Here is a 23054-nt window from a genome sequence, read left to right as displayed (position 1 = left end):
CATGTCCGATCATGGAGGTCCGATCACGGAGGAATGTTGATGACTGCCTGCAAGACCATTACGCTGACCGTCGCCCACACCTACAATGCCTCGCCCTGCGAGGTTTACGACGCCTGGCTCAATCCCGAGATCGCCAAACGCTTCCTCTTCGCCACCGATGACGGCCGGGTCATCCGCGCCGATATCGAGCCGCGCGTCGGCGGCCATTTCCTCGTCATCGACAGACGGCCGACCGGCGACGCCGTTCATTATGGCGTGTTTCTCGAAATGCGCCGGCCGCGCCTGATGACATTCTCGTTTTCGGTCGCCGAGCACGATCACAACGCCGATCGCATCCGCATCGATATCGAGCCGCTGGGGGAGGGCACGCGCCTGACGCTGTCGCATGAAATGTGCGCTGAATGGTCGGCCTTCGAGGAACGGACGCATCGCGGCTGGACGCACATCCTGAACGGACTGGAGCGCGAACTCGATGCGGTTCACGCCGTCAAACTGCCGGAGCTTGTTCCGTCGCAGGTTGTCTCCGAACCATCCAAAGCGAGTGCGCCATAATCGCGGTGACGAGGATCGAGCCGCCGATCAGTGTCATGACCGGCGGCGTTTCTGAAAAGATCAGCCAGATCCAGATCGGCGCCAGGATGGTCTCGAGCAGGTAGAACATGCCGACCTCGGGCGCGGATAGATAGCGCGGGCCGCTGGCAAGGCACCAGAACGACACCGGCATCAGCACCGCGCCGTTGAAGATGATCCAGGCGGGGTTGTCGATGACCAGACCCGCCGGAAGGGCGTTCGCCAGACCAAGGGCCGCCGGAAGCACGGCGGCGAGCAGCGGCACGAACCCCATGGCGCGGCGTGACGCACGCCCGACGGTAATCGCGCCCGCAAGCACCAGCGCTGTCAAAAGGGCCATCGCATCGCCGAAGCCGTTGCCGCCGGAAAGGCCGTCACCGACGATCATGCCGACACCAAGGATCATCACCATCATGGTCACCAGCGTCGACATGGATGGACGCTCTTTCAGGAACAGCCATGAAAGCAGCGCGCCGAACATCGGATTGAAGGCGACGATGAAGACGACATTCGCCGTCGAGGTATTGAACACCGCGAGCAGGAACGTCACAGTCGACAGGCCGTAGAGGCCACCGGCAACAAGACCCGCCCGACCCGGCACCATCGCCGGCCAGCTTCCCTTGATCCACCGGATCAGGCAAACGATCACAAGCGTCACGACGACAGTGGTGATGCTGCGCATGCCGACGATCGACCACATATCGCCATTTGCCAGGCGAACCAGCGGAATGTCCATGGAGAGCGCAAGGCCGCCGATCGCCGTCAGCAGCAGGCCCTTCCTGTGATCGGAAAGGGTGGGGAGGGGCATTTAAGCTTGGCTGCCTTCGGGAAGGGATGTGGGGTCGAAACGCTCCCAGCCGCGGGCGGTCAGGTGCTCCTGCGGCTGGTAACGGGTCTTGTAGTCCATTTTTCGCGAGCCTTGAACCCAGTATCCGAGATAGACATGCGGCAGGCCGAGCGCCTTTGTCCGCCTGATGTGGTCAAGGATCATGAAGGTGCCGAGCGACCGCTTGTCGAGGTCAGGGTTGAAGTAGGAATAGACCATCGAGAGACCGTCGCTCATCGTATCGGTCAGAGCCGCCGCGATCAGTTCACCGCTCGGCCGCGTTTCCAGCCCCGAGCCTTCCACGCGTCGGCGATACTCGATGATCTTGGTGTTGACATGCGTGTCCTCGACCATGATCGCATAATCGAGCACCGTCATGTCGGACATTCCGCCCTGCTGGTGCCGATAGTCGAGATAGCGGCGAAACAGCGAATATTGCTCGCTCGACGGCTGCGCCGGAAATTCGGTGGAGATCAGATCGGAATTGGCCGCGACCACCCGCTTCATCGATTTGGTCGGCTCGAACTCGTCGGCGAGGATGCGCACCGAAACACAGGCCCGGCAGGCCTCGCAGGCGGGACGGTAGGCGATGTTCTGGGAACGGCGAAATCCGCCCTGCGTCAGGATGTCGTTCATCTCGGCGGCGCGTGGCCCGACGAGATGCGTAAAAACCTTCCGTTCCATCTCATGCGCAAGATAAGGGCAGGCAGCCGGGGCCGTCAGATAAAACTGCGGAGATGGCGTGGTCTGCGTATTCATCTGCTGCGGAGATGTCCTTCGGTTGCATGCTGAAATGACAGCATGACTTAAGAAAAGAAAACGTCAACAGCGCGGCGGTCGGCCGCGCTTTATGATCGCTTATACTTTCGGATATGGCCCGCCGGCGTCCCCTGTAAAGCCGGGGAAGTTTGATTATTTCAGAGGCTTGGCGGATTTCACGCGGTTCTGATCGTCGCCGTTCCGATAAGAAGGTCGTGCAGCAGGCGGCTGCGGTCGGTGAACAGGCCGACCAGCAGAATCAGCGGCGTGAGAACCGAGTTCAGGATCCAGAACAGCGCCAGATGCACGATGGCAGTCAGGAAATCCATTTCACGCCCGTCGACGCGCACGATCGCGATGCCCATCGCCCGCATGCCGAGCGACGCCTGGCTCGGGCCGCCGACCGTGAAGCCGAAATAGAGGCCCGCGACGATCGCGAACAGGGCCGGATAGAGGAAGAAACCGAGACCGAGCGTGACGATCGACAGAAAGAACAGGATGACTGCCGCTGGAATGCAGAGCAAAAGGATGACCACATAGTCGAGGATGAACGCAAAGACGCGTCGGCTCAGCGTGCCGCTATAGGCGCGCCAGTCGTCAGGTGCGGCATAAAGCGGGTTCGGGTTGAGCGACATCGTTACGATCTCCTTTCGAGAGTGGCTACCGCTGATATGGTGACGCTCTCCCCGAATACAATATTGGCGCGAAACGATCAGCGCTTGGCGAGGATCCTGGCGACCTCGATGGAGAAATAGGTGAGGATGCCGTCGCAGCCCGCGCGCTTGAAGGCGAGCAGCGTCTCGAGCATCGCCTTTTCGCCGTCAATCCAGCCGTTCATCGCCGCCGCCTTGATCTGCGAGTATTCGCCCGACACCTGATAGGCGAAGGTCGGAAGGCCGAAGGCTTCCTTCATCCGCCAGCAGATATCGATATAGGGCAGGCCGGGCTTGACCATCAGCATGTCGGCGCCTTCCTCGACGTCGAGCGCGGCGTCGCGGATCGCCTCGGTGCCGTTGGCCGGGTCGATATAGTAGCTCTTCTTGTCGCCCTTCAGCAGCCCGCCCGTGGAGATCGCCTCGCGGTAGGGGCCATAGAAGGCGGATGCGAATTTCGTCGCGTAGCTCATGATCCCGACATTCTGGTGCCCGGCGGCGTCGAGTGCCCTGCGGATGGCGCCGATGCGGCCATCCATCATTTCGGACGGCGAGATGATGTCGGAGCCGGCATCGGCCTGCATGACGGCGGCGCGCGCCACCTGATCGACCGTCTCGTCATTGACGATCTCGTTGCCGCGCAGAATGCCGTCATGTCCGTGGCTGGTGAACGGATCGAGCGCCACGTCGGTGATGACGCCGATATTCGGCACGGCCTTTTTGATGGCGGCGGTTGCCTGGTTGATCAGATTGTTCGCCTCCAGGCTGTTGGAGCCTGTCTCGTCGCGCAGCGACATCTCGATATTCGGGAAGGTCGCGATGGCGGGGATGCCGAGATCGGCCGCTTCCCTCGTGGCTTCCGCCAGCTTGTCGACGCTCATGCGGTTGACGCCAGGCATGGCGGGGATCGGCTCGACGATGCCGGAGCCCGGAACCACGAAGACCGGCCAGATCAGGTCGTCCACCGTCAGCCGGTTCTCCTGCACCATCCGGCGCGTCCAGTCCGCCTTGCGGTTGCGCCGCATCCGGCGGTGGCCCGTGATTTCGTCGACGAGGTGTGTCTTGTCCTGCATGATCGTTCCAGCTCTTGGCGGTTCCAATTGTTGCCGCGCTCATTATCATGTCGTCAGATAAATCCAAACCGGGCGAATGGCCGCAACCGGCAAACGGCTGGTGACGAAGCGCTGGCGAAGACGTCGCCACGCACCTATTGTCTGACGCATGAACGCTGATTCTCCGACCATACCGAAAAGCACGCTGACCGGCGTTCTCTTCGTCCTGTTCCTGCGCCTGATCGCGATATCGTGCTTCTGGTTTGGATTGCAGTATTGGGCCATGCTCGTCGGCTACTCGCTGATCGGTGCCGGCCGCTTTGATCTGCTGAGCCTGCCGTGGAAGGTGGCCAGCACTAGCCTTGCCGTCCTCTTCCCGGTCGCAGCCCTTGGGCTCTGGCTGGCGGTATCCTGGGGCCCGGTGATCTGGGTGCTCGCGGCAGGTGGCCAGATCGTCATGTACGGGTTTCTTCCGGAGATTTTCGGAGCCAACAAGCTCGTCATTTTCCTCCATGCCGTGGTCGCCGTCATCTACGCGGTTTTCCGCTTCCTGCTCTGGCAGGAGAAGCGCCGGCGCCGGCAGCAGGTAAGTGTTGATTTACCCTGATACAACAGCGCCTTTTGGTAAGGCACTGTTAAGCCTGCAGTTTAAGTAGAATTTTATCTGTATTCGATAGGGTCTGTCTCAAGGCGGGAAGACAACCAACACCGCCAAACAAAACAGTGAGGCAGTCATCATGAATACGAAAATCAAGCCGCAGGCGGTATCGAACTTCCGTGAACAGCAGGACCTGGGTATCCGTGATCTTTACATGGAATCCCTTCATCTTGTTGAACGTCTTCACCGCCGTCTTCTGGATGTCATCAAGGACGAGTTCGACCGTCAGGGTCGCAGCGACGTCAACGCCATCCAGGCTCTTCTCCTCTTCAACATCGGCAACTCGGAACTGACCGCCGGCGAACTTCGCTCCCGCGGTTACTACCTGGGCTCCAACGTTTCCTACAACGTCAAGAAGCTCGTCGACCTCGGCTTCATCAACCACCAGCGCTCGCGCATCGACCGTCGCTCGGTCCGCATCAGCCTGACGGAAACCGGCCAGGAAATCGCCGAGACGGTTGCCAAGCTCTATGAGCGCCACACGGCATCGATCGACAAGGTCGGCGGCATCGGCACCGACGAGTTCGCGCAGATGAACAAGCTGCTGACCCGTCTCGACCGCTTCTGGAACGACTCGATCATGTATCGTCTCTAAGCAACAAGACCCCTCCAAGGTCAAAGAAAGCCGGATGCGTTTCCCTGCGCGTCCGGCTTTGCCGTTTTGGCCGACGTGGCATCTTTGCAACGCATGACCGGTCAACCATGCTTCGAGGCACAAACGCCTGTATTCAAGTCGCGTTTTAGCCGCTATTAGCCAGGAAAATCCTTGCAATGGTTTGGTTCATTTTTCGCCTCGATCGCCATCGAAGGTTGCGCTTTGCGGCGGAGACACGAATTGGCCATATTAGCATGGCAGCGGAAATACACGGAAACCGGCGTTTCCTGGAGCCGAGGTTCCTAAAACCTCGCTTTTCTGCTCGCGATCAAGTGATCGCCGGCAGCGAGATTTCGAGGCGCGCCGTGGCAACGGATGGGCAGCGACTGCGTTATGCGCGGTGACGAAGGGCAAAGCCACCGGTCTCTCAAGCGGCGGCATTATTGTGGTTGGGACGAATGTCGAAGAAAATTGGAATTGAAGCTCTCTCCAGAAGGGCGTTTCTCGCCTCGGCGGCGGCTGTCGGCGCAAGCACGGTCGCGGCGCCGGCATTCGCGCAGTCGGCGATCGATTCGATCATCAACGCACCGGAGCGCGGCGACTGGGACGATCAGTTCGACGCGAAGGCCGCTTCGCGTACGGCCACCGCCGTCGTGTCGAACACGCCTATTCTCGGACCGCAGTCCGTTCCCAGCGTTCAGCAGGCAATCGCGCAGTATCAGCAGATCGCATCCGCCGGCGGGTGGCCGCAGGTCAATCCTGGCCAGCAGCGTTTGCAGATCGGCGTCACCGACCAGTCCGTCCAGGCGTTGCGTCAGCGCCTCTTCATCACCGGCGACCTGCCGCGCGAAGCCGGCATGTCCTCGTCCTTCGATTCCTACGTCGACGGCGCGGTCAAGCGCTTTCAGGCCCGTCACGGCCTGCCGGCCGATGGCGTTATCGGTGAATTCACGCTGAAGGCGATGAATGTTCCGGCCGATGTGCGCCTGCAGCAGCTCACCACCAACCTCGTTCGCCTGCAGACCTTCCCCGAGGAGCTCGGCCGTCGCCATGTGATGGTCAACATCCCGGCCGCCTATGTCGAGGGTATCGAGGATGGCAGCGTCGTGACGCGCCATGCCGCCATCGTCGGCCGCATCAGCCGCCAGACCCACCTCGTCAACTCGAAAATCTACGAGGTCATCCTCAATCCTTACTGGACCGCGCCGCGCTCGATCGTCGAGAAAGACATCGTGCCGCTGATGCGCAAGGACCCGACCTATCTGACGAAGAACAACATCCGCCTGATCGACGGCAAGGGTGAGGAGGTCGCGCCGGAGACGATCGACTGGAACGCCGAAAAGGCGCCGAACCTCACGTTCCGCCAGGATCCGGGCAAGATCAACGCCATGGCTTCGACGAAGATCAACTTCTACAACAAGAACGGCGAGTACATGCACGACACGCCGCAGCAGGGCCTGTTCAACAAGCTCATGCGCTTCGAGTCTTCCGGCTGCGTCCGCGTTCAGAACGTCCGCGATCTGACCACCTGGCTGCTGCGTGATACCCCTCCGTGGTCTCGCCAGCAGATGGAGCAGGTGATCACCACCCGCGTCAGCACGCCGATCAAGCTTGCGGAAGAAGTGCCTGTCTACTTCGTCTACATCTCCGCCTGGGCCATGCCCGACGGTGTTGTGCAGTTCCGCGACGACATCTATCAGATGGACGGCAATGCCGAGCTCGCGCTCGACACCACATCAGGGATGGAGCAGCCGGTTCAGTAAGAGCCGCATGCTCCGTTCGACCCATAAAAAACCGCGTCTTTCAGGGCGCGGTTTTTTGTTGCGCGTAGATTGCCTAGCAAATGTCGTTCTTCGTATTGCCCTTGAAAGGGCGTAGCGCTAATAGCCTAGCGCATTCCAGTTGAGGAGCCCGCCGATGACCAATGCTTCTACCCAGACCTTCTTCAATCGCTCGCTTGCCGATACCGATCCGGAAATCTTCGGTTCGATCCAAAAGGAACTCGGTCGCCAGCGTCATGAGATCGAGCTGATCGCTTCGGAAAACATCGTTTCCCGCGCGGTTCTGGAAGCCCAGGGCTCCATCATGACCAACAAGTACGCCGAGGGATATCCGGGCAAGCGCTACTACGGTGGCTGCCAGTTCGTCGACATCGCCGAAGAGCTTGCGATCGAACGCGCCAAGAAGCTGTTCGGCGTCAACTTCGCCAACGTTCAGCCGAACTCCGGCTCGCAGATGAACCAGGCCGTCTTCCTCGCGCTGCTGCAACCGGGCGACACCTTCATGGGTCTCGACCTCAATTCGGGCGGTCACCTGACACACGGTTCGCCGGTCAACATGTCCGGCAAGTGGTTCAACGTCGTGTCCTATGGCGTTCGTGAAGGCGACAACCTGCTCGACATGGACGACGTCGCCGAGAAGGCGCGCACCCACAAGCCGAAGCTCATCATCGCCGGCGGCACCGCTTACTCCCGTATCTGGGACTGGAAGCGCTTCCGCGAGATCGCCGATGAAGTCGGCGCCTACCTGATGGTCGACATGGCCCACATCGCCGGTCTCGTCGCCGGTGGCCAGCATCCGTCGCCGTTCCCGCACTGCCACGTCGCGACCACCACGACCCACAAGTCGCTGCGCGGCCCGCGCGGTGGTGTCATCCTGACCAACGACGAAGATCTGGCCAAGAAGTTCAACTCGGCCGTCTTCCCGGGTCTCCAGGGTGGTCCGCTCATGCACATCATCGCCGCCAAGGCCGTTGCCTTCGGCGAAGCGCTGCAGCCTGAGTTCAAGGATTACGCGGCGCAGATCGTGAAGAACGCCAAGGCGCTTGCCGATACGCTGATCGCGGGCGGCCTCGACGTCGTCTCCGGCGGCACTGACAACCACCTGATGCTGGTCGACCTTCGCAAGAAGAACGCCACGGGCAAGCGCGCGGAAGCAGCGCTCGGCCGCGCCTACATCACCTGCAACAAGAACGGCATTCCGTTCGACCCTGAAAAGCCCTTCGTCACGTCAGGTGTTCGCCTCGGCGCGCCCGCAGGCACGACGCGCGGCTTCAAGGAAGCGGAATTCAAGGAAATCGGCAATCTCATCGTCGAGGTTCTCGACGGCCTGAAGGCCGCCAACTCCGACGAAGGCAATGCCAGCGTCGAAGCAGCCGTACGCGACAAGGTGATGAGCCTCACCGGCCGCTTCCCAATGTACGATTACATCGGCTAAGGATAGCGCATGCGCTGCCCATTCTGCGGATCGGAAGACACACAGGTCAAGGATTCACGCCCGGCGGAGGACAATACGTCCATCCGCCGCAGGCGTATTTGTCCCGACTGCGGCGGTCGTTTCACGACCTTCGAGCGCGTGCAGCTGCGCGAGCTCATGGTCGTCAAGAAGACCGGCCGCAAGGTGCCTTTCGATCGCGACAAGCTGGTGCGCTCCTTCGAGATCGCACTGCGCAAGCGCCCCGTCGACCGCGACCGCATCGAGCGCGCCGTCTCCGGGATCGTCCGGCGCCTGGAAAGCTCCGGTGAGGTCGAGATCAGCTCCGAGCAGATCGGCCTGCAGGTTCTCGAGGCGCTGAAAAGCCTCGATGACGTCGGTTTCGTGCGCTACGCCTCGGTCTACCGGGATTTCAGCCATGCCGAGGATTTCGAGAAGGTGATCTCGGAGATCAATGCCAAGATCGCACGCGATCCGCTGGACAGCTGAGCGATGAGCGCCTCGCCGGACGACGCGCAATTCATGCGGGAGGCGATCCGCCTGGGTCTCCTCCATCTCGGCCAGACATCCACCAATCCCTCCGTCGGTTGCGTCGTCGTGCGCGATGGCAATATCGTCGGCCGTGGTACCACGGCAGTCGGCGGCCGTCCGCATGCCGAGCCGCAGGCGCTGGCGCAAGCGGGCGAACTGGCCCGCGGCGCGACCGCCTATGTGACGCTCGAGCCATGCTCCCACCACGGAAAGACGCCGCCCTGCGCCGATGCGCTGATCGCATCCGGTGTGAGCCGCGTCGTCATCAGCGTCACCGATCCCGATGAACGTGTGTCGGGCAGGGGCATCGGGATGCTCCGCGATGCCGGCATCGGGGTCGAGACCGGGCTGCTGGAGGAGGAGGGGCGCCGCTCGCTCGCCGCCTATCTCACCCGCCAGACGAAGAACCGTCCCTATGTGATTCTGAAACTTGCCGTTTCCAAGGATGGCATGATCGGCCGTACGGGCGAGGGCCAGATCGCCATCACCGGCCCGGCCGCACGCGCCGAAGTGCAGCAGTTGCGCGCCGAAACTGACGCGATCCTCGTCGGTATCGGCACAGCCGTTGCCGACGATCCGGAACTCACCGTGCGCATTCCCGGTCTTGAGGGACGCTCGCCGGTGCGGATCGTGCTCGATCCGCTGCTGGAGTTGCCGTTGACGTCGAAGCTGGTGCGGACGGCGCGGCAGGTTCCTGTGATTGTGGTGGGGCGTGAAGAGGTTTCGGAGGCGTGGGAGCAAGATTTACCCCCCCTCTGTCCTGCCGGACATCTCCCCCACAAGGGGGGAGATCGATGCGTGGCAGCCGTCCAGCCAGACAGTCGATGTTGAAGCGAGCGGCTCCGCCCAGCCAATCTCCCCACCTGTGGGGGAGATTGGCTGGGCAGAGGGGGGCATCCCAACCGCCGACGCCTCGAACAATCAACTCGACGCCCGCCGCCAAGCCTTGGAAACCGCCGGCGTCGAAGTCGTGTACTGCCACCCCTACCACCCGGAACAGCTTCTCCCGGCACTCGCCTCCCGCGGCATTTCCTCGCTGCTGGTCGAAGGCGGCGCCAGGACGGCGCGGCTTTTCCTCGAGACGGGCTATGTCGACCGCATCCTGCTCTATCAGGGCCCGGGCACGATTGGGCAAGGCGGTATTGAAACGCCGGTCCGCAAGACCGATATCCCATCCGATTTCAAGCATATGGGCACGCGCGTGATTGGCGACGACAGCCTGGACGAGTACGAAAGAGAAGTTTGATGTTTACAGGCATTGTCACCGACGTCGGCACGATCGAATCCGTCTCACCCTTGAAGGAAGGCATCAAGCTGCGCGTGGCCACCAGCTACGATCCCGCGACCATAGATATGGGCGCCTCGATCTCGCATTCCGGCATCTGCCTGACCGTCACGGGCCTGCCGGAAACAGGCAGCAACGGTCGCTGGTTCGAGGTCGAAGCCTGGGAAGAGGCGCTGCGCCTGACGACGATCGGCACCTGGAAAGAGGGCAGCCCCGTCAATCTCGAGCGCTCGCTGAAGATCGGTGACGAACTCGGCGGCCACATCGTCTCCGGGCATGTCGATGGCAAGGCCGAAATCCTCTCCGTCACCGAAGAGGGCGACGCCACCCGTTTCCGCATCCGCGCGCCGGAGCATCTGGCGAAGTTCGTCGCGCCCAAGGGCTCGATCGCGCTCGATGGCACATCGCTGACGGTCAACGCCGTCGATGGCACCGACTTCGACGTGCTTCTCATTCGCCACACGCTCGAGGTCACGACTTGGGGCAAGCGCCAGGCCGGCGATTTCGTCAACTTCGAAGTCGACACCATGGCGCGCTATGCCGCTAGACTGGCCGAGTTCCCGGTCGCGAAAGCAGAATAACCTCGCCATTATAGTGCGTGCGCCTAGAGCCTTTCCTGCTTAGATTGAAACATTCTGTTGGCTCAAACGGAGTCGGATGGTCGCCCGGCCGGCGCGCGTCGTAGCCCACGCATACGGCCAAGCCGGCCGGACGATCAGGCGGCCCGTTTCAGCCAACCCGAAGGGCCGGGCATCTTTCCGCCAGGATCAAAGGCGATCGGCTCGACCGTACCTGGGGTATGCCCTTCGCCAATCGCCTTTGCCCTGACGAAAACCTGCTCCGGCAGAATGCTTCAATCTAAGCAGGAAAGGCTCTAGCATCGCCAAAGCCGAGCTTTTCGGCAAGGCGCAGCGAGGCGGCATTGTCGGGATCGATGATGCAGCTCATCGGCCGTGACGGAAAGCGTGCCTCCGCCCAGCCGATCAGAGCCCGCAGCGCCTCGGTCGCGTAACCCTTTCCCTGAGCCTCCGGCATCAACGCCCAGCCCGCTTCCAGCGTCCCCTCGGTGCTGACGGGCTGCATGTCGCGTTTCATGTCCAGGAAGCCCGCTTCGCCCACGAACCGGCCGCTTGATTTTTCCTCGATGGCGAGGAAACCGAAGCCGATATGGTACCACATCCCGGCGACGCGCAGCATGCGTCCCCAGCTCTGCTCTCGCGTCGACGCCACCCCGCTGATGAAGCGCACGACCGCATCGTTGCTCCAGAGCGCATGATAAGCCTCGAAATCCTCAACTGTGTGCGGTCGCAGGATCAGCCGCTCGGTCTCGATCGTCGGTATCTCGGTCATCGCGATCGCTTTCCTCGTCACGCCCCAGGCTCGCCATCCCAGTAATCGAGACTGCCGCCGACGCGGCCCATCTCGCGAAACGACCGGTCGAGCGATCCCTCGCGGCGCGTCTTGGCGAGAAACTTGCCGGAATCAGGATATTCGACGATATCGGTTGCGGCCTTCGTCGAGATGCCGAGATAGATGAGCGGGGTCGCGCCCGTGTTGATGATCTGGTGTGCCGTCTCCGCCCCGCCCGCCGGTGCGCCGAGCACGTCGCCCTTGCGGATCGGATGGCGCGCCGATCCAAAACGGTATTCGCCGGCTCCTTCGATCACGAAGAACATCTCGTCCTCGACATGATGGTTGTGGAAGGGACAGCTCGATTTGCCTGCCGGCACCTCGTTATAGCTGACGCCGAGCCCCTTGAGGCCCAGCATCGTTGCGAACGAGGTATCGGCGCTTTCGTAAAGCGCTCCCTGCTTCCAGCGGTCGAGGCTGAGGGCATCGATGTTGACGATGGGTGTCTGCTGATCGGTCATTCTCGTCTCCCTTTGCCCCAGGGAACTATGAGTTTGCGCGGGAAATCAACCCGTTATCGATCGGCACTTGGCGTTTTCGAACAGGCGGTCCGCCAGCACCTCGCCAATCGCCGGGACGATTCGCGATTTTGCACCGCAGCCATGAGCCGAATTTGCTTGCCATTCTAGCAAAGGCGTGTTTTGACCGCCGCCTGTCGAACGGCAAATCCTCTAGGAAATGAAGGTGACCCATGGCGCGAGAAACCGCTCCTCATATCTTGATCGTTGAAGCACGTTTCTACGACGACATGGCCGACGCGCTTCTGGAAGGCGCCACCTTCGCATTGACCGAAGCAGGCGCGACCTATGACGTCGTCACCGTTCCCGGCGCGCTGGAAATTCCGGCTGCGATTGCAATGGCTCTCGATGGAGCGGATAATGACGGCACGAACTATGACGGCTACGTTGCGCTCGGGATGGTCATTCGCGGCGAGACCTACCACTTCGATATCGTATCGAACGAATCCTCGCGCGCTTTGATGGATCTGTCCGTCAGCGAATCCATTGCCATCGGCAACGGCATCCTGACGGTCGAAAACGACGAGCAGGCTTGGTCGCGCGTACGTCGTTCGGACAAGGACAAGGGCGGCTTTGCCGCTCGCGCAGCTCTCACCATGATCGAGCTGAAGAAAAAGCTGGGTGCATAAAGTATGAGCAACGAAAACGCGGAGCGTCCGGTCAAGACAGCCAACCAGCGCGGCGCCGCGCGCCTTGCCGCCGTGCAGGCGCTCTATCAGATGGATGTTGGCGGTGCCGGGGTTCTCGAAATCGTCGCCGAATACGAAGCCCATCGTCTCGGCCAGGAACTGGATGGCGAAACCTATCTGAAGGCTGATCCTTCCTGGTTCCGTTCGATCGTCTCCGGCGTCGTGCGCGAACAGAAGCGCCTCGATCCGCTGGTTGCCTCGGCGTTGCAGGACGATTGGGCGCTGTCGCGCCTCGACAGCACCGTTCGCGCCATTCTGCGCGCCGGCGTTTTCGAGCTTCTCGACCGCAAGGACGTGCCGGTTGCGGTCATCGTCACCGAATATGTCGAGATCGCTCAGGCGTTCTTCAGCGATGACGAGCCCAAGCTCGTCAATGCGGTTCTCGACCGCATCGCCAAGCAGGTTCGCGGCGATCAGAAAAAGTAGCGTTTCGCGCGCAAGAATCGGCCCCTTCCTCCGATTGGCTTATCTCCTCTTTCCCATTGCTCCGTAAGGGTTTTCCGCCCTTGCGGGCTTGACGTCCCGTTTTCCTCCCCGCAATCTCCACTCGGCGTTGCAGCATTTCTGTGGGAGGAAATGAGGACGGCGTGTTCGCAGCCGGAGAGGGAGTGAGCTCCGGCTCTTTTGGAGGAAAGAGCGAAATGACGATTCTTTTATTCGTAATAGCGTGCGGGTTGCTTTCGGTGGTCTATGCCATCTGGGCGATCCGGTCGGTGCTATCAGCCGACCAGGGGAATGCCCGCATGCAGGAAATTGCGGGTTATATTCGCGAAGGCGCGCAGGCCTATCTGACGCGCCAGTATACGGCGATCGCTATCGTTGGCGTCGTTGTCTTCATCGCCGCCTGGCTGCTGCTCTCCGCCACGGCCGCGATCGGCTTCCTGGTGGGTGCGGTCCTGTCGGGCGCTGCCGGTTTCATCGGCATGCACGTTTCGGTTCGCGCCAACGTGCGTACCGCGCAGGCCGCCTCGCATAGCCTGGCCGCCGGTCTCGGCATCGCCTTCAAGTCGGGCGCCATCACCGGCATGCTGGTCGCCGGCCTGGCGCTGCTCGGCGTCTCCATCTATTATCTGATCCTCACGAGTGTGCTAGGCCACGATCCCGCCTCGCGTGAGGTGATCGATTCACTGGTCTCGCTCGGCTTCGGCGCATCGCTGATTTCGATCTTCGCCCGTCTCGGCGGCGGCATCTTCACCAAGGGCGCCGATGTGGGCGGCGATCTCGTCGGCAAGGTCGAGGCCGGCATTCCGGAAGACGACCCCCGCAACCCCGCCACCATCGCCGACAACGTTGGCGACAACGTCGGCGATTGCGCCGGCATGGCGGCCGACCTTTTCGAAACCTATGCCGTTTCCGTCGTCGCGACGATGGTTCTCGCGGCGATCTTCTTCGGCGGCACGCCGATGCTCCAGTCGGCGATGATCTATCCGCTGGTCATCTGCGGCGCCTGCATCATCACCTCGATCATCGGTACCTTCTTCGTCAAGCTCGGCAGCAACGGCTCGATCATGGGCGCCCTCTACAAGGGGCTCATCGTCACCGGTCTGCTGTCGATCCTGGGCCTCGGTGCGGCAACGTCGCTCACCGTCGGTTGGGGGGCGATCGGCACCGTGGCCGGTCGTGAGATCACCGGCATGAACCTGTTCATCTGCGGTATCGTCGGCCTCGTCGTCACCGCGCTGATCGTCGTCATCACCGAATACTACACCGGCACCAACAAGCGCCCGGTCAATTCGATCGCCCAGGCATCGGTGACGGGACACGGCACCAATGTCATCCAGGGGCTTGCCGTATCACTCGAATCGACGGCACTTCCGGCGATCGTCATCGTCGGCGGCATCCTGGCGACCTTCCAGCTCGGCGGACTGTTCGGTACCGGCATCGCCGTCACCGCCATGCTCGGCCTTGCCGGCATGATCGTGGCGCTCGACGCCTTCGGCCCTGTCACCGACAATGCAGGTGGCATCGCCGAAATGGCCCATCTTCCGCCGGAAGTGCGCAAATCGACGGACGCGCTCGATGCGGTGGGCAACACCACCAAGGCCGTTACCAAGGGCTACGCGATCGGTTCGGCCGGTCTCGGCGCTCTCGTGCTCTTCGCGGCCTATGCGAACGACCTGCAATATTTCGCCTCGCGCGGCGACCAGTATCCCTACTTCGCCAATATCGGCACGATCTCCTTTGATCTGTCCAACCCCTATGTCGTCGCCGGACTGCTCTTTGGCGGCCTCATCCCCTATCTCTTCGGTGGCATCGCCATGACCGCGGTCGGTCGCGCGGCCGGTTCCATCGTCGAGGAGGTACGCAAGCAGTTTCGCGAAAAGCCCGGCATCATGCAGGGGACAGAGAAGCCGGATTACGGCAAGGCCGTCGACCTGCTGACCAAGGCGGCCATCCGCGAAATGATCATTCCGTCGCTTCTTCCTGTTCTGGCGCCCGTCGTCGTCTATTTCGGCGTGCTTGCCATTTCCGGCTCCAAGGCTTCGGCCTTCGCCGCCCTTGGCGCGTCGCTCCTCGGCGTCATCATCAACGGCCTGTTCGTCGCGATCTCAATGACCTCGGGCGGCGGCGCATGGGACAACGCCAAGAAGTCCTTCGAGGACGGTTTCGTCGACAAGGACGGCACGCGCCACATGAAGGGATCGGAAGCGCACAAGGCATCGGTGACCGGAGATACGGTCGGCGATCCCTACAAGGATACGGCTGGCCCTGCCGTCAATCCGGCGATCAAGATCACCAATATCGTGGCGCTGCTGCTGCTCGCTATCCTCGCCGGATAGTCTCTCCGGCCGGATAAGCATTGCAACCAACGAAAAACCCGCCGGAGCGATCCGGCGGGTTTTGTATGGGCGAATAGATATTCCTGTTAGCGCAGGCTGGCCGGGTTCTGCGGCGATGGCTGGGAGCCGGCGCCGAACAGGCCCTTGGCCATGTTCGCGGCGCTGCCGCCCGAAAGCAGCTGCTGCAGGAAGGTGAGATCCTTGCCGCCCGTCGGCGTGACGCGCGTGATCGTGTCGAACGGCTTGCCGTCCTTGAGCGTGTAGTTGGCGCGGCGGGTAACGACGCCGTCCTTGTCGAAGTAGATGGCGAGCACGCTCTGGTCCACGACCTTGAGCTTCTGGAACGCCAGCGAGCGCTCGCGGCGCTGCGAGATGTAATAGAAGACTTCGCCATCGAAGGTGGCGGTCGTCGAAGGCGTGCCCAGCGAAAGCAGGACCTGCTCGCGGCTCGATCCCTCGGGAACCAGGTTGAGCGACTGCTCGTCGGCGACATAACCGCCGTTGAGAACCGTACCGGTTTGGCAGCCGGTCAATCCGGCGGAGGCTATCATGATGGCAATGGCGGCATTGCTGAGGAATTTCCTGTCAGACTTGAAATACCGTTTCTTCAACGACATCTACTCCCTTAACGTATCGATACCAGCCATCGGCCATGCAATGTTACGCTGATGCAAAACCATTGTGGCCTTTCCGGGGTCGGACGTTAGCCATCTGCCGAGTGGCCGTCGTCGAAGCGCTGTCCCGAAACTGGCCACCTTCGCCATTGCAATTCGCGCATGCTTCGGTAAACCAGCTTTCGAAATCATGCAACACGGCCGGACGCAGGTTGGCGCCCAGAACGAGGCCTTTCCGGAAAAAACAATGATATTCGGGCTCTTTGGCAAGAAAAACAGCAATCAGGCGATCGTCGACCGGCAATACGCGACGCTGACCTCGGCGGCGCGCACGCCTGCATTCTACGAAAGCCTGAATGTTCCCGATACCGTTATGGGCCGCTTCGAGATGCTGTCGGCGGTGATGATCCTGTTTTTTCGCCGCACCCGCGCATCCGCGACCAGTGGCCAGGAAATCGCCCAGGAAATCGTCGATGCATTCTTCCAGGACATCGACCATTCGATCCGCGAGCTCGGGATCGGCGACAACAGCGTTCCCAAGCGCATGAAGAAATTCGCCGGCATGTTCTATGGCCGGCTCGAAGCCTATTCCAAGGCCATGGACGCCAACGATGTTCCGGCTCTCGCCATGGCGCTTGGCCGCAACATTCATCCCGAAGCGGCTGACGCCGTCGACATGCGCGGCCTTGCTGACTGGATGTTCGTCGCCGAATCGGAATTGTCGGCGCAGTCCGAAGACACGATCGCGACCGGATCGGCAACATTGCCGGGCGTTGCGTGAGGAGACCCCATGAAGAATCCAACCGATAACCCGCCTTTTTCCTATCTCGTGAAGGTCGGCAACGTCTCGGCCAATCCCGTCGACATTCATCTCGAAGCCGACAAGGACGAGTTGCAGGCGCTCGCCGAAACCTGGGACGTGATCTCGGTCGACGATTTCCGCGCCGATCTGCAGATCGCGCGATGGAAGAAGGATGGCATCCGCGTGAAGGGCAGGGTGCGGGCAAGCATCGTGCAGAGCTGCGTTGTGACGCTGGAGCCGGTGCCATCGAAGATCGATGAACCCTTCGAGCAGATATTCGTCCCGGAAAATTCCAAGCTTGCGCGCCGTCCGGCCAACGACACCGGCGAAATGATGCTGGACCCCGATGGTCCCGACATGCCGGAAAGCTTCGTGGGCGACACGATCGACGCCGGCGAAGTGGCCACCGAATTCGCCGCCATGGCGATCGATCCGTACCCCCGCAAGGAGGGCGTTGCCTTCGATGGTCACATAGAAGACACCGGAGAGAACGATAAGAAGCCTTCCGCCTTCGCTGTTCTGAAAGACTGGAAAAAGGACTGAAAGCCGCTCGCTGTTTGACATAATTCAGTTGTCAGCGACGGGAAAACCGGTATTTTGGCCGAAATTTCGCCCTCCTGGGACGAAAAAAAAGGATCAGGGACGCGTGATCAGAATTTCTCTCGACCTCATGGGTGGCGACTATGGTCCCCAGGTAGTCATCCCCGGTGCCGCCAAGGCGCTGGAACGGCATCCGGACATATCGTTCGTGATGTATGGCTTGAAGGAACAGTGCGAGCCTATTCTCGACCAGTTTCCGAAGCTGAAGGAGAAATCCGTTCTCCACGATTGCGAACTTGCGGTGCGCATGGACGAGAAGCCGAGCCAGGCATTGCGCCGCGGCCGCTATGTCTCCTCCATGTGGCGTTCGCTCGAGGCCGTGAAGACCAAGGACGCCGATGTCGCGGTTTCCGCCGGCAATACCGGCGCGCTGATGGCGATGGCCAAGTTCTGTCTGCGCACGATGGCCAATATCGAGCGCCCGGCGATCGCGGCGATCTGGCCGACCATGCGCGGCGAGAGCATCGTGCTCGACGTCGGCGCGACGATCGGGGCCGATAGCCAGCAACTGATGGACTTCGCGCTGATGGGCGGGGCCATGGCGCGTGCGCTGTTCGAGATCGACCGCCCGACGATCGGCCTGCTGAATGTCGGCGTCGAGGAGATCAAGGGGCAGGAAGAGGTCAAGGAGGCCGGGCGCCTGCTGCGCGAAGCCAATATCGACTCGCTCGACTATTTCGGTTTCGTCGAGGGCAATGATATCGGCAAGGGAACCGTCGATGTCGTGGTCACCGAAGGCTTCGCCGGCAACATTGCGCTCAAGGCCGCAGAAGGCACTGCTCGCCAGATCGGCGAATATCTCAAGGCCGCGATGTCGCGCACCCTGCTTGCCAAGATCGGCTACATCTTCGCCAAGAGCGCTTTCGACATGCTGCGCGAGAAGATGGACCCGAGCAAGGTCAATGGCGGTGTGTTTCTTGGCCTGAACGGCGTGGTGATCAAGAGTCACGGCGGCGCCAATGCCGAAGGGATCGCGTCGGCGATCGAGGTCGGCTACGACATGGCCAAGAATGGCCTCAATCAGAAAATAGAAAACGATTTGCAAAAGTATCATGCCAAGCGGCTGCCCCCGATCGGGCCGGAAGCGGCATGAGCGACGGGATTTGATGAATATGATCCGTTCAGTGGTTCGCGGTTTCGGATCCGCGCTTCCGAAACGCGTTATGACCAATCGCGACATGGAAGATGTCGTGGACACCTCCGACGAATGGATTGTCCAGCGCACGGGCATTCGCCAGCGTTATCTAGCCGGAGAAGATGAGACGACGTCCTCGCTCGGCGCGGCGGCGGCTCTGGCGGCGCTCGAAAAGGCCGGCATGACGCCCGATGACATCGACATGATCATCTGCGCGACGTCGACACCGGACAACACGTTCCCGGCGACCGCCGTCAGCATCCAGAACCGTCTCGGCATGAGCCACGGCTTTGCCTTCGACGTACAGGCGGTCTGCACCGGCTTCGTCTACGCGGTCACCACCGCCGACGCTTATATCCGTGGTGGCCTTGCAAAGCGCGTGCTTGTCATCGGCGCCGAGACCTTCTCGCGCATCCTCGACTGGAACGACCGCACGACCTGCGTGCTCTTCGGCGACGGCGCCGGAGCGATCGTGCTCGAGGCGGCCGAAGGCGAGGGGACGACGGCGGATCGTGGCGTGCTGACCGCGCATCTGCGTTCGGACGGCTCGCACAAGGACAAGCTCTTCGTCGATGGCGGACCATCGACCACGGGCACGGTCGGCAAGCTGCGGATGGAGGGCCGCGAGGTCTTCAAATACGCCGTCGGCATGATCACCGACGTCATTCAGGCAGCCTTCGACAGCACCGGGACCACGTCGGACGATCTCGACTGGCTGGTGCCGCATCAGGCAAATCGTCGCATCATCGATGGCTCGGCCAAGAAGCTCAACATCGCGCCCGACAAGGTCGTCGTCACCGTTGACCTGCACGGCAACACGTCGGCGGCATCGATCCCGCTCGCGCTCGCGGTTGCAGCTGGCGACGGGCGTATCAAGAAGGGCGATCTCGTCATGCTCGAAGCGATGGGCGGCGGCTTCACCTGGGGCGCCGTGCTGCTGCGCTGGTAACGGTCTAAAAACCGAAAAAACTGACAACGAACAAGGGCTTGACCGTAAGGCGCAAGACAAATACTCTTCGCTCGTCCTCACAAAACAAAACCGATGGGCAGGGAAAAAGATGACCGGCAAAACAGTCACGCGCGCAGACTTGGCGGAATCCGTTTTTCGCAAAGTCGGTCTGTCCCGAACGGAATCGGCGGAGCTCGTGGAGACTGTGATCGACGAGATCTGCAACGCCATCGTTCGCGGTGAGACGGTCAAGCTTTCCTCCTTCGCGACCTTTCAGGTGCGCGACAAGAACGAGCGCATCGGACGTAATCCGAAGACCGGCGAGGAAGTGCCGATCTCTCCGCGCCGCGTCATGACCTTCAAGGCATCGAACGTGCTGAAGACCCGGATCTTGAAGGCGCACACGCTGCGCAAGGTCAAGACCAAGCCGGCCAATCCGGCTGCCTGATCGCTTCCCGGCCCCGTCGCCCGACGAGGCTGATCGACGCTTCCATTGAATTTTCCGCAAGGTTTTCTGTGCGAATTCGAGACGTGACTTGAATTAACGCAAGCAAACCGTTGAAATATGATGAGTCGCGGCTCGGACATTTCAGGTGCGAGCCCTTGGGCTTGCCGGCGAACGGCAGGCGCGACGCGCCGAAGATCGCGTGCTGAAAATCGCGTAGGGAGTGAGAACCTTGGATAAGAGCCCGGATGCTTTTCGCACCATCAGCGAGGTAGCGGACGACCTGGATCTTCCGCAGCACGTGCTGCGTTTCTGGGAAACCCGCTTCCCGCAGATCAAGCCGATGAAGCGCGGCGGCGGCCGGCGATATTACCGGCCTGAAGACGTCGATCTCCTGAAGGGCATTAGGCACCTGCTCTATGATCACGGCTACACCATCAAGGGTGTACAGAAGCTTCTGAAGACCAACGGCAACAAGTTCGTCATCGCGATCGGCCATGGCGATCTCGCGAGCGTTCAGGCCCTGACCGGCCAGAGCGAGGGCGATGCCGGCGAGCCCAGGGTCGGGATGTCGGAGGAAGATCAGTTGGTCGGCCGCGCCAAGGCGCCCGCGTCCCGCCGTTTCTTCAACTTCGGCGGCGGCGACGACGACGCGGCCGAGGTGTCCCTCGGCAAATCGAGCGTCGGCAAGGAAGACCGGGCGCTGTTGCAGGAGGCGCTATATGATCTCCTGGAATGCAAGCGCCTTCTCGATCAGGTCCGCTGAGGTCGCCGTCGGCCGACCCGAGATCATCCCGTATCGTCAGGCAGGAGCTTCGTGTGCCGGTTACCGCAAAGTCCCCCGAAAAGGTTTATGACGCCTTCCTGTTCGACATGGACGGAACCCTGCTGAACTCCATTGCCGTGGTCGAGCGTGTATGGACCGGCTGGGCGATCAGGTACGGCTTGCAGCCCGAGGTGTTCCTGAAGACGATCCATGGCATTCGCGCCAGCGATGTGATCCGCGGTCTGGCGCTGCCTGGTGTCGATGCCGAGCACGAAGCGCGGCTCTTGCTTCAAGAGGAGTTGGAGGATGTCGACGGCATCGTCGAGATCCCGGGCGCGGTGCAATTCCTCAACAGCCTGCCGCCGGAGCGATGGGCCATCGTCACCTCCGCGCCGGCGGAGCTTGCGAGGCTCCGCATGGCCGCCGCCGGCATTCCCATGCCATCGGTGATCGTGACGGGTGAAGAGGTATCATCCGGAAAACCGAGCCCGGAAGGCTATCGCCTTGGCGCCGAACGTCTGGGTGTTGATCCCGGTCGTTGCCTGGTGTTCGAGGACGCGGTCGCCGGTATCCTCGCGGGCGAGGCGGCGGGCGCGGATGTGGTCGTCGTCACGACGACCCACGCCACGCCGTTTGAAACTCCGCACATGTCGATCGCCGATTATCACGGCTGCGGCGTCGCGTTGAACGACGACGGCCGCATCGGTTTCGCACGCCGCTAGTCCAGCACTCACTGCTTGCGCGGCAGGCCCTGCTTCTGCATCCGCTCATATGCGGCCAGCATCTTCGCCTTGACGGAGCCGAGCGTGCCGAGCTCGTGTCCGCAGGTGAAGCATGTCAGCATGTCGCTATCCAGCGGCTGCGGACGTTCGAACTTCATTCTGGTGTTCCTGCACTTCGGGCAGGGGATCTCGATTTCCATGCTGTGTCTCCCTTGGCAATCTGACGTCCCAATAGTCAGATGAGCGAGCGAGGGCAAGCGCTTTGCGGCGCCGGACGGCTACGCTGGGCGCGTCGGACGAAAAGAACGGGTGAATTTCCAAGCGATGTCGATTTTTCGCTTGCGCCGAGAATCCCAAAAGACTAACAGGATCAGGCCGTAAAGGCAGGTCGGGGCGTAGCGCAGCCCGGTAGCGCACTTGACTGGGGGTCAAGGGGTCGCAGGTTCAAGTCCTGTCGCCCCGACCATTTAAACAGATCGTCGGCAGCCCCCAGGAGCCGGGATCATCATAAAAACTCTCAACGAAGAGCAAGGTTTGGCCTAGCGCGCTTCCATGCGCGGTGAGAAATGATTCTCGGCTTGTCAATAATGAATGGCGCCAATGTCCAGTATTAAATTGGATTAGGCCGCTGCTCTGAATAAATCATCTGAAAATCATAATGTCATCTCGAATATTTCCTCCAATTATGGCATGGATATACGGGAGATGCATGAGGTTGTTCATGATTGATGTCAATGACAGCAGATCTCTTCGAGCTGGAATGTCGGAATCACTTTCGAAGGTGGTCGACAATGCTGTTCAGGCCGGGTGGCCGGAACGTGATGTGGCGCTGTTGCTGATGGAGTTGGCGGAAACCCATCTGATGAAGGTTGCTGCGGCCGTCATCATTGACGACGCGCTGTATTTACAGCGCGTCCATAGTCTCAAGAATTGAGCGCGCGCAGGTCGCGCTCATCGCCTGAACGTCACTTCTGCTCGATGGACACGCCGTTCTCGCCAATGCTCATCTCGACGCCCGTCGGCTTCGTCTTCTCATTGTAGATGTAGGCGCCAAGTCCGGCGACGACGACGATCAGCGCGCCGATGACAACATAAAGACTGTTCGAGTTTCTCAAGTAAATATCCCTCAACATTTTGATAATGCGCGGGAATAACGCGAAACCTCGATTTTTGTTCCGCGCTCAGTCGTCGTTTGCCGAGTTCAGGTTCTCAGGACGAATTCCCTCGTCGCCGCCGGTGCGCGCCTTCAGACGGACGCCCGGACCACCCTCGTCATGATTGCCGCTGGCGATGAAGAGAACGCCGCCGGTTTCGAGCGCCTGCTTGACCGCCAGCAGCGCCTGCGGCTCGCCTTGCGTCTCGTCACGCTCAAGAGTTTCGAGGGTTGCGACGGGCAGGCCGGATGCGGTTGCCAGTTGCTCTATCGTCATACCCGTCATGGCGCGGGCGGCGCGTATCTGCATGGCTGTAATCATAAGGAAA

Annotated in this window: 28 protein-coding genes, 1 tRNA gene and 1 pseudogene; 20 read left to right on the top strand and 10 right to left on the bottom strand. The window is 61.2% G+C overall.

What is annotated here, in order from left to right:
• Window positions 1–39: 39 nt before the first annotated feature.
• Window positions 40–552, top strand: coding sequence for an SRPBCC domain-containing protein (locus P3R82_RS18690; protein ID WP_283194857.1), 513 nt, complete (start codon window positions 40–42; stop codon window positions 550–552).
• Here P3R82_RS18690 and P3R82_RS18685 read toward each other — a convergent pair.
• From P3R82_RS18685 to hemB, 4 genes are all read right to left on the bottom strand, one after another.
• Window positions 488–1378 carry a DMT family transporter gene (locus P3R82_RS18685; protein ID WP_283194856.1) on the bottom strand — a complete coding sequence of 297 codons (891 nt, stop codon included), beginning with the start codon at window positions 1376–1378 and terminating at the stop codon, window positions 488–490. The genes P3R82_RS18690 and P3R82_RS18685 overlap by 65 nt on opposite strands.
• Window positions 1379–2155: an arginyltransferase gene (locus tag P3R82_RS18680; RefSeq protein ID WP_283194855.1), complete on the bottom strand. Its 777-nt coding sequence runs from the start codon at window positions 2153–2155 to the stop codon at window positions 1379–1381.
• Between the two features lie 176 nt (window positions 2156–2331).
• Window positions 2332–2790: an RDD family protein gene (locus P3R82_RS18675; protein ID WP_283194854.1), complete on the bottom strand. Its 459-nt coding sequence runs from the start codon at window positions 2788–2790 to the stop codon at window positions 2332–2334.
• A 77-nt stretch (window positions 2791–2867) separates the two neighbouring features.
• Window positions 2868–3881, bottom strand: a complete 1014-nt coding sequence (gene hemB, locus P3R82_RS18670; protein ID WP_283194853.1) for a porphobilinogen synthase — start codon at window positions 3879–3881, stop codon at window positions 2868–2870.
• A gap of 148 nt (window positions 3882–4029) precedes the next feature.
• Here hemB and P3R82_RS18665 point away from each other — a divergent pair, with 148 nt between their 5' ends.
• The 7 genes and pseudogenes from P3R82_RS18665 (at window position 4030) to P3R82_RS18635 (ending at window position 10723) form a co-directional block, all read left to right on the top strand.
• The gene (locus P3R82_RS18665; protein WP_283194852.1) at window positions 4030–4467 is read left to right on the top strand and encodes a DUF6163 family protein; all 438 of its coding nucleotides are present in this window, start codon (window positions 4030–4032) and stop codon (window positions 4465–4467) included.
• A gap of 130 nt (window positions 4468–4597) precedes the next feature.
• Window positions 4598–5113 (top strand): MarR family winged helix-turn-helix transcriptional regulator, encoded by a 516-nt coding sequence (locus P3R82_RS18660; protein WP_018898693.1) that lies wholly within the window; start codon window positions 4598–4600, stop codon window positions 5111–5113.
• 458 nt (window positions 5114–5571) lie between these two features.
• A complete protein-coding gene (locus P3R82_RS18655; RefSeq protein ID WP_283194851.1) occupies window positions 5572–6876 on the top strand; it encodes a L,D-transpeptidase family protein in 1305 nt (434 codons plus the stop codon).
• A gap of 154 nt (window positions 6877–7030) precedes the next feature.
• Complete coding sequence (gene glyA / locus P3R82_RS18650) at window positions 7031–8329, top strand: serine hydroxymethyltransferase (RefSeq protein ID WP_283194850.1); 1299 nt, start codon at window positions 7031–7033, stop codon at window positions 8327–8329.
• A 9-nt stretch (window positions 8330–8338) separates the two neighbouring features.
• Window positions 8339–8815, top strand: a complete 477-nt coding sequence (gene nrdR, locus P3R82_RS18645; protein WP_183899594.1) for a transcriptional regulator NrdR — start codon at window positions 8339–8341, stop codon at window positions 8813–8815.
• A gap of 3 nt (window positions 8816–8818) precedes the next feature.
• Window positions 8819–10103, top strand: a pseudogene (gene ribD, locus P3R82_RS18640) (bifunctional diaminohydroxyphosphoribosylaminopyrimidine deaminase/5-amino-6-(5-phosphoribosylamino)uracil reductase RibD).
• Window positions 10103–10723, top strand: coding sequence for a riboflavin synthase (locus tag P3R82_RS18635; protein WP_283194849.1), 621 nt, complete (start codon window positions 10103–10105; stop codon window positions 10721–10723). Before ribD ends, P3R82_RS18635 begins: the two are co-directional and overlap by 1 nt.
• A gap of 277 nt (window positions 10724–11000) precedes the next feature.
• On the opposite strand, the gene P3R82_RS18630 is transcribed toward P3R82_RS18635, so the two are convergent.
• On the bottom strand, window positions 11001–11492 hold the full coding sequence (locus tag P3R82_RS18630) for a GNAT family N-acetyltransferase (protein WP_283194848.1): 492 nt from the start codon (window positions 11490–11492) through the stop codon (window positions 11001–11003).
• A gap of 17 nt (window positions 11493–11509) precedes the next feature.
• Entirely contained in the window at window positions 11510–12013 is a 504-nt protein-coding gene (locus tag P3R82_RS18625; RefSeq protein WP_283194847.1) for a cupin domain-containing protein, read from the bottom strand.
• 230 nt (window positions 12014–12243) lie between these two features.
• Between P3R82_RS18625 and ribH the strand changes: the two genes are divergently transcribed.
• The 3 genes from ribH to P3R82_RS18610 all read left to right on the top strand — a co-directional run bounded on the left by ribH (window position 12244) and on the right by P3R82_RS18610 (window position 15539).
• Window positions 12244–12699 (top strand): 6,7-dimethyl-8-ribityllumazine synthase, encoded by a 456-nt coding sequence (gene ribH, locus P3R82_RS18620; protein WP_018898685.1) that lies wholly within the window; start codon window positions 12244–12246, stop codon window positions 12697–12699.
• 3 nt (window positions 12700–12702) lie between these two features.
• Window positions 12703–13185, top strand: a complete 483-nt coding sequence (gene nusB, locus P3R82_RS18615; protein ID WP_183899599.1) for a transcription antitermination factor NusB — start codon at window positions 12703–12705, stop codon at window positions 13183–13185.
• A 215-nt stretch (window positions 13186–13400) separates the two neighbouring features.
• Entirely contained in the window at window positions 13401–15539 is a 2139-nt protein-coding gene (locus P3R82_RS18610) for a sodium-translocating pyrophosphatase (RefSeq protein WP_283194846.1), read from the top strand.
• 86 nt (window positions 15540–15625) lie between these two features.
• Here P3R82_RS18610 and P3R82_RS18605 read toward each other — a convergent pair whose 3' ends face one another.
• Window positions 15626–16156, bottom strand: coding sequence for an outer membrane protein assembly factor BamE (locus tag P3R82_RS18605; protein ID WP_183899601.1), 531 nt, complete (start codon window positions 16154–16156; stop codon window positions 15626–15628).
• Window positions 16157–16343: 187 nt separating this feature from the next.
• On the opposite strand from P3R82_RS18605, the gene P3R82_RS18600 reads away from it, so the two are divergent.
• From P3R82_RS18600 to P3R82_RS18570, 7 genes are all read left to right on the top strand, one after another.
• Window positions 16344–16934, top strand: a complete 591-nt coding sequence (locus P3R82_RS18600; RefSeq protein WP_283194845.1) for a ubiquinol-cytochrome C chaperone family protein — start codon at window positions 16344–16346, stop codon at window positions 16932–16934.
• Between the two features lie 9 nt (window positions 16935–16943).
• Window positions 16944–17498: a DUF177 domain-containing protein gene (locus P3R82_RS18595; RefSeq protein ID WP_183899603.1), complete on the top strand. Its 555-nt coding sequence runs from the start codon at window positions 16944–16946 to the stop codon at window positions 17496–17498.
• Window positions 17499–17601: 103 nt separating this feature from the next.
• Window positions 17602–18648, top strand: coding sequence for a phosphate acyltransferase PlsX (plsX, locus tag P3R82_RS18590; protein ID WP_283194844.1), 1047 nt, complete (start codon window positions 17602–17604; stop codon window positions 18646–18648).
• 19 nt (window positions 18649–18667) lie between these two features.
• The gene (locus tag P3R82_RS18585) at window positions 18668–19639 is read left to right on the top strand and encodes a beta-ketoacyl-ACP synthase III (RefSeq protein ID WP_183899605.1); all 972 of its coding nucleotides are present in this window, start codon (window positions 18668–18670) and stop codon (window positions 19637–19639) included.
• A 109-nt stretch (window positions 19640–19748) separates the two neighbouring features.
• Window positions 19749–20087, top strand: a complete 339-nt coding sequence (locus tag P3R82_RS18580; RefSeq protein WP_018898677.1) for an integration host factor subunit alpha — start codon at window positions 19749–19751, stop codon at window positions 20085–20087.
• A 229-nt stretch (window positions 20088–20316) separates the two neighbouring features.
• Window positions 20317–20850 carry a MerR family transcriptional regulator gene (locus tag P3R82_RS18575; protein WP_183899606.1) on the top strand — a complete coding sequence of 178 codons (534 nt, stop codon included), beginning with the start codon at window positions 20317–20319 and terminating at the stop codon, window positions 20848–20850.
• 53 nt (window positions 20851–20903) lie between these two features.
• Window positions 20904–21572: an HAD family hydrolase gene (locus P3R82_RS18570; protein WP_349294073.1), complete on the top strand. Its 669-nt coding sequence runs from the start codon at window positions 20904–20906 to the stop codon at window positions 21570–21572.
• Between the two features lie 8 nt (window positions 21573–21580).
• On the opposite strand, the gene P3R82_RS18565 is transcribed toward P3R82_RS18570, so the two are convergent.
• Window positions 21581–21730 (bottom strand): hypothetical protein, encoded by a 150-nt coding sequence (locus tag P3R82_RS18565; protein ID WP_183899607.1) that lies wholly within the window; start codon window positions 21728–21730, stop codon window positions 21581–21583.
• Between the two features lie 231 nt (window positions 21731–21961).
• Here P3R82_RS18565 and P3R82_RS18560 point away from each other — a divergent pair.
• Window positions 21962–22038, top strand: a tRNA-Pro gene (locus tag P3R82_RS18560).
• A gap of 255 nt (window positions 22039–22293) precedes the next feature.
• Complete coding sequence (locus P3R82_RS18555; RefSeq protein ID WP_283194843.1) at window positions 22294–22506, top strand: hypothetical protein; 213 nt, start codon at window positions 22294–22296, stop codon at window positions 22504–22506.
• 31 nt (window positions 22507–22537) lie between these two features.
• Here the strand turns inward: P3R82_RS18555 and P3R82_RS18550 are convergent, their stop codons facing one another.
• Together P3R82_RS18550 and P3R82_RS18545 are read right to left on the bottom strand one after the other, a co-directional pair.
• Window positions 22538–22687 carry a hypothetical protein gene (locus P3R82_RS18550; protein WP_183899609.1) on the bottom strand — a complete coding sequence of 50 codons (150 nt, stop codon included), beginning with the start codon at window positions 22685–22687 and terminating at the stop codon, window positions 22538–22540.
• Between the two features lie 66 nt (window positions 22688–22753).
• Window positions 22754–23047 (bottom strand): helix-turn-helix transcriptional regulator, encoded by a 294-nt coding sequence (locus tag P3R82_RS18545; protein WP_283194842.1) that lies wholly within the window; start codon window positions 23045–23047, stop codon window positions 22754–22756.
• Window positions 23048–23054 lie beyond the last annotated feature (7 nt).

It is taken from the genome of Rhizobium sp. AN80A, from assembly GCF_030053015.1.
Taxonomy (GTDB): domain Bacteria; phylum Pseudomonadota; class Alphaproteobacteria; order Rhizobiales; family Rhizobiaceae; genus Rhizobium; species Rhizobium metallidurans.
Note: the sequence above shows the minus strand (reverse complement) of the source record. Positions and strands in the feature narration are given on the sequence as shown.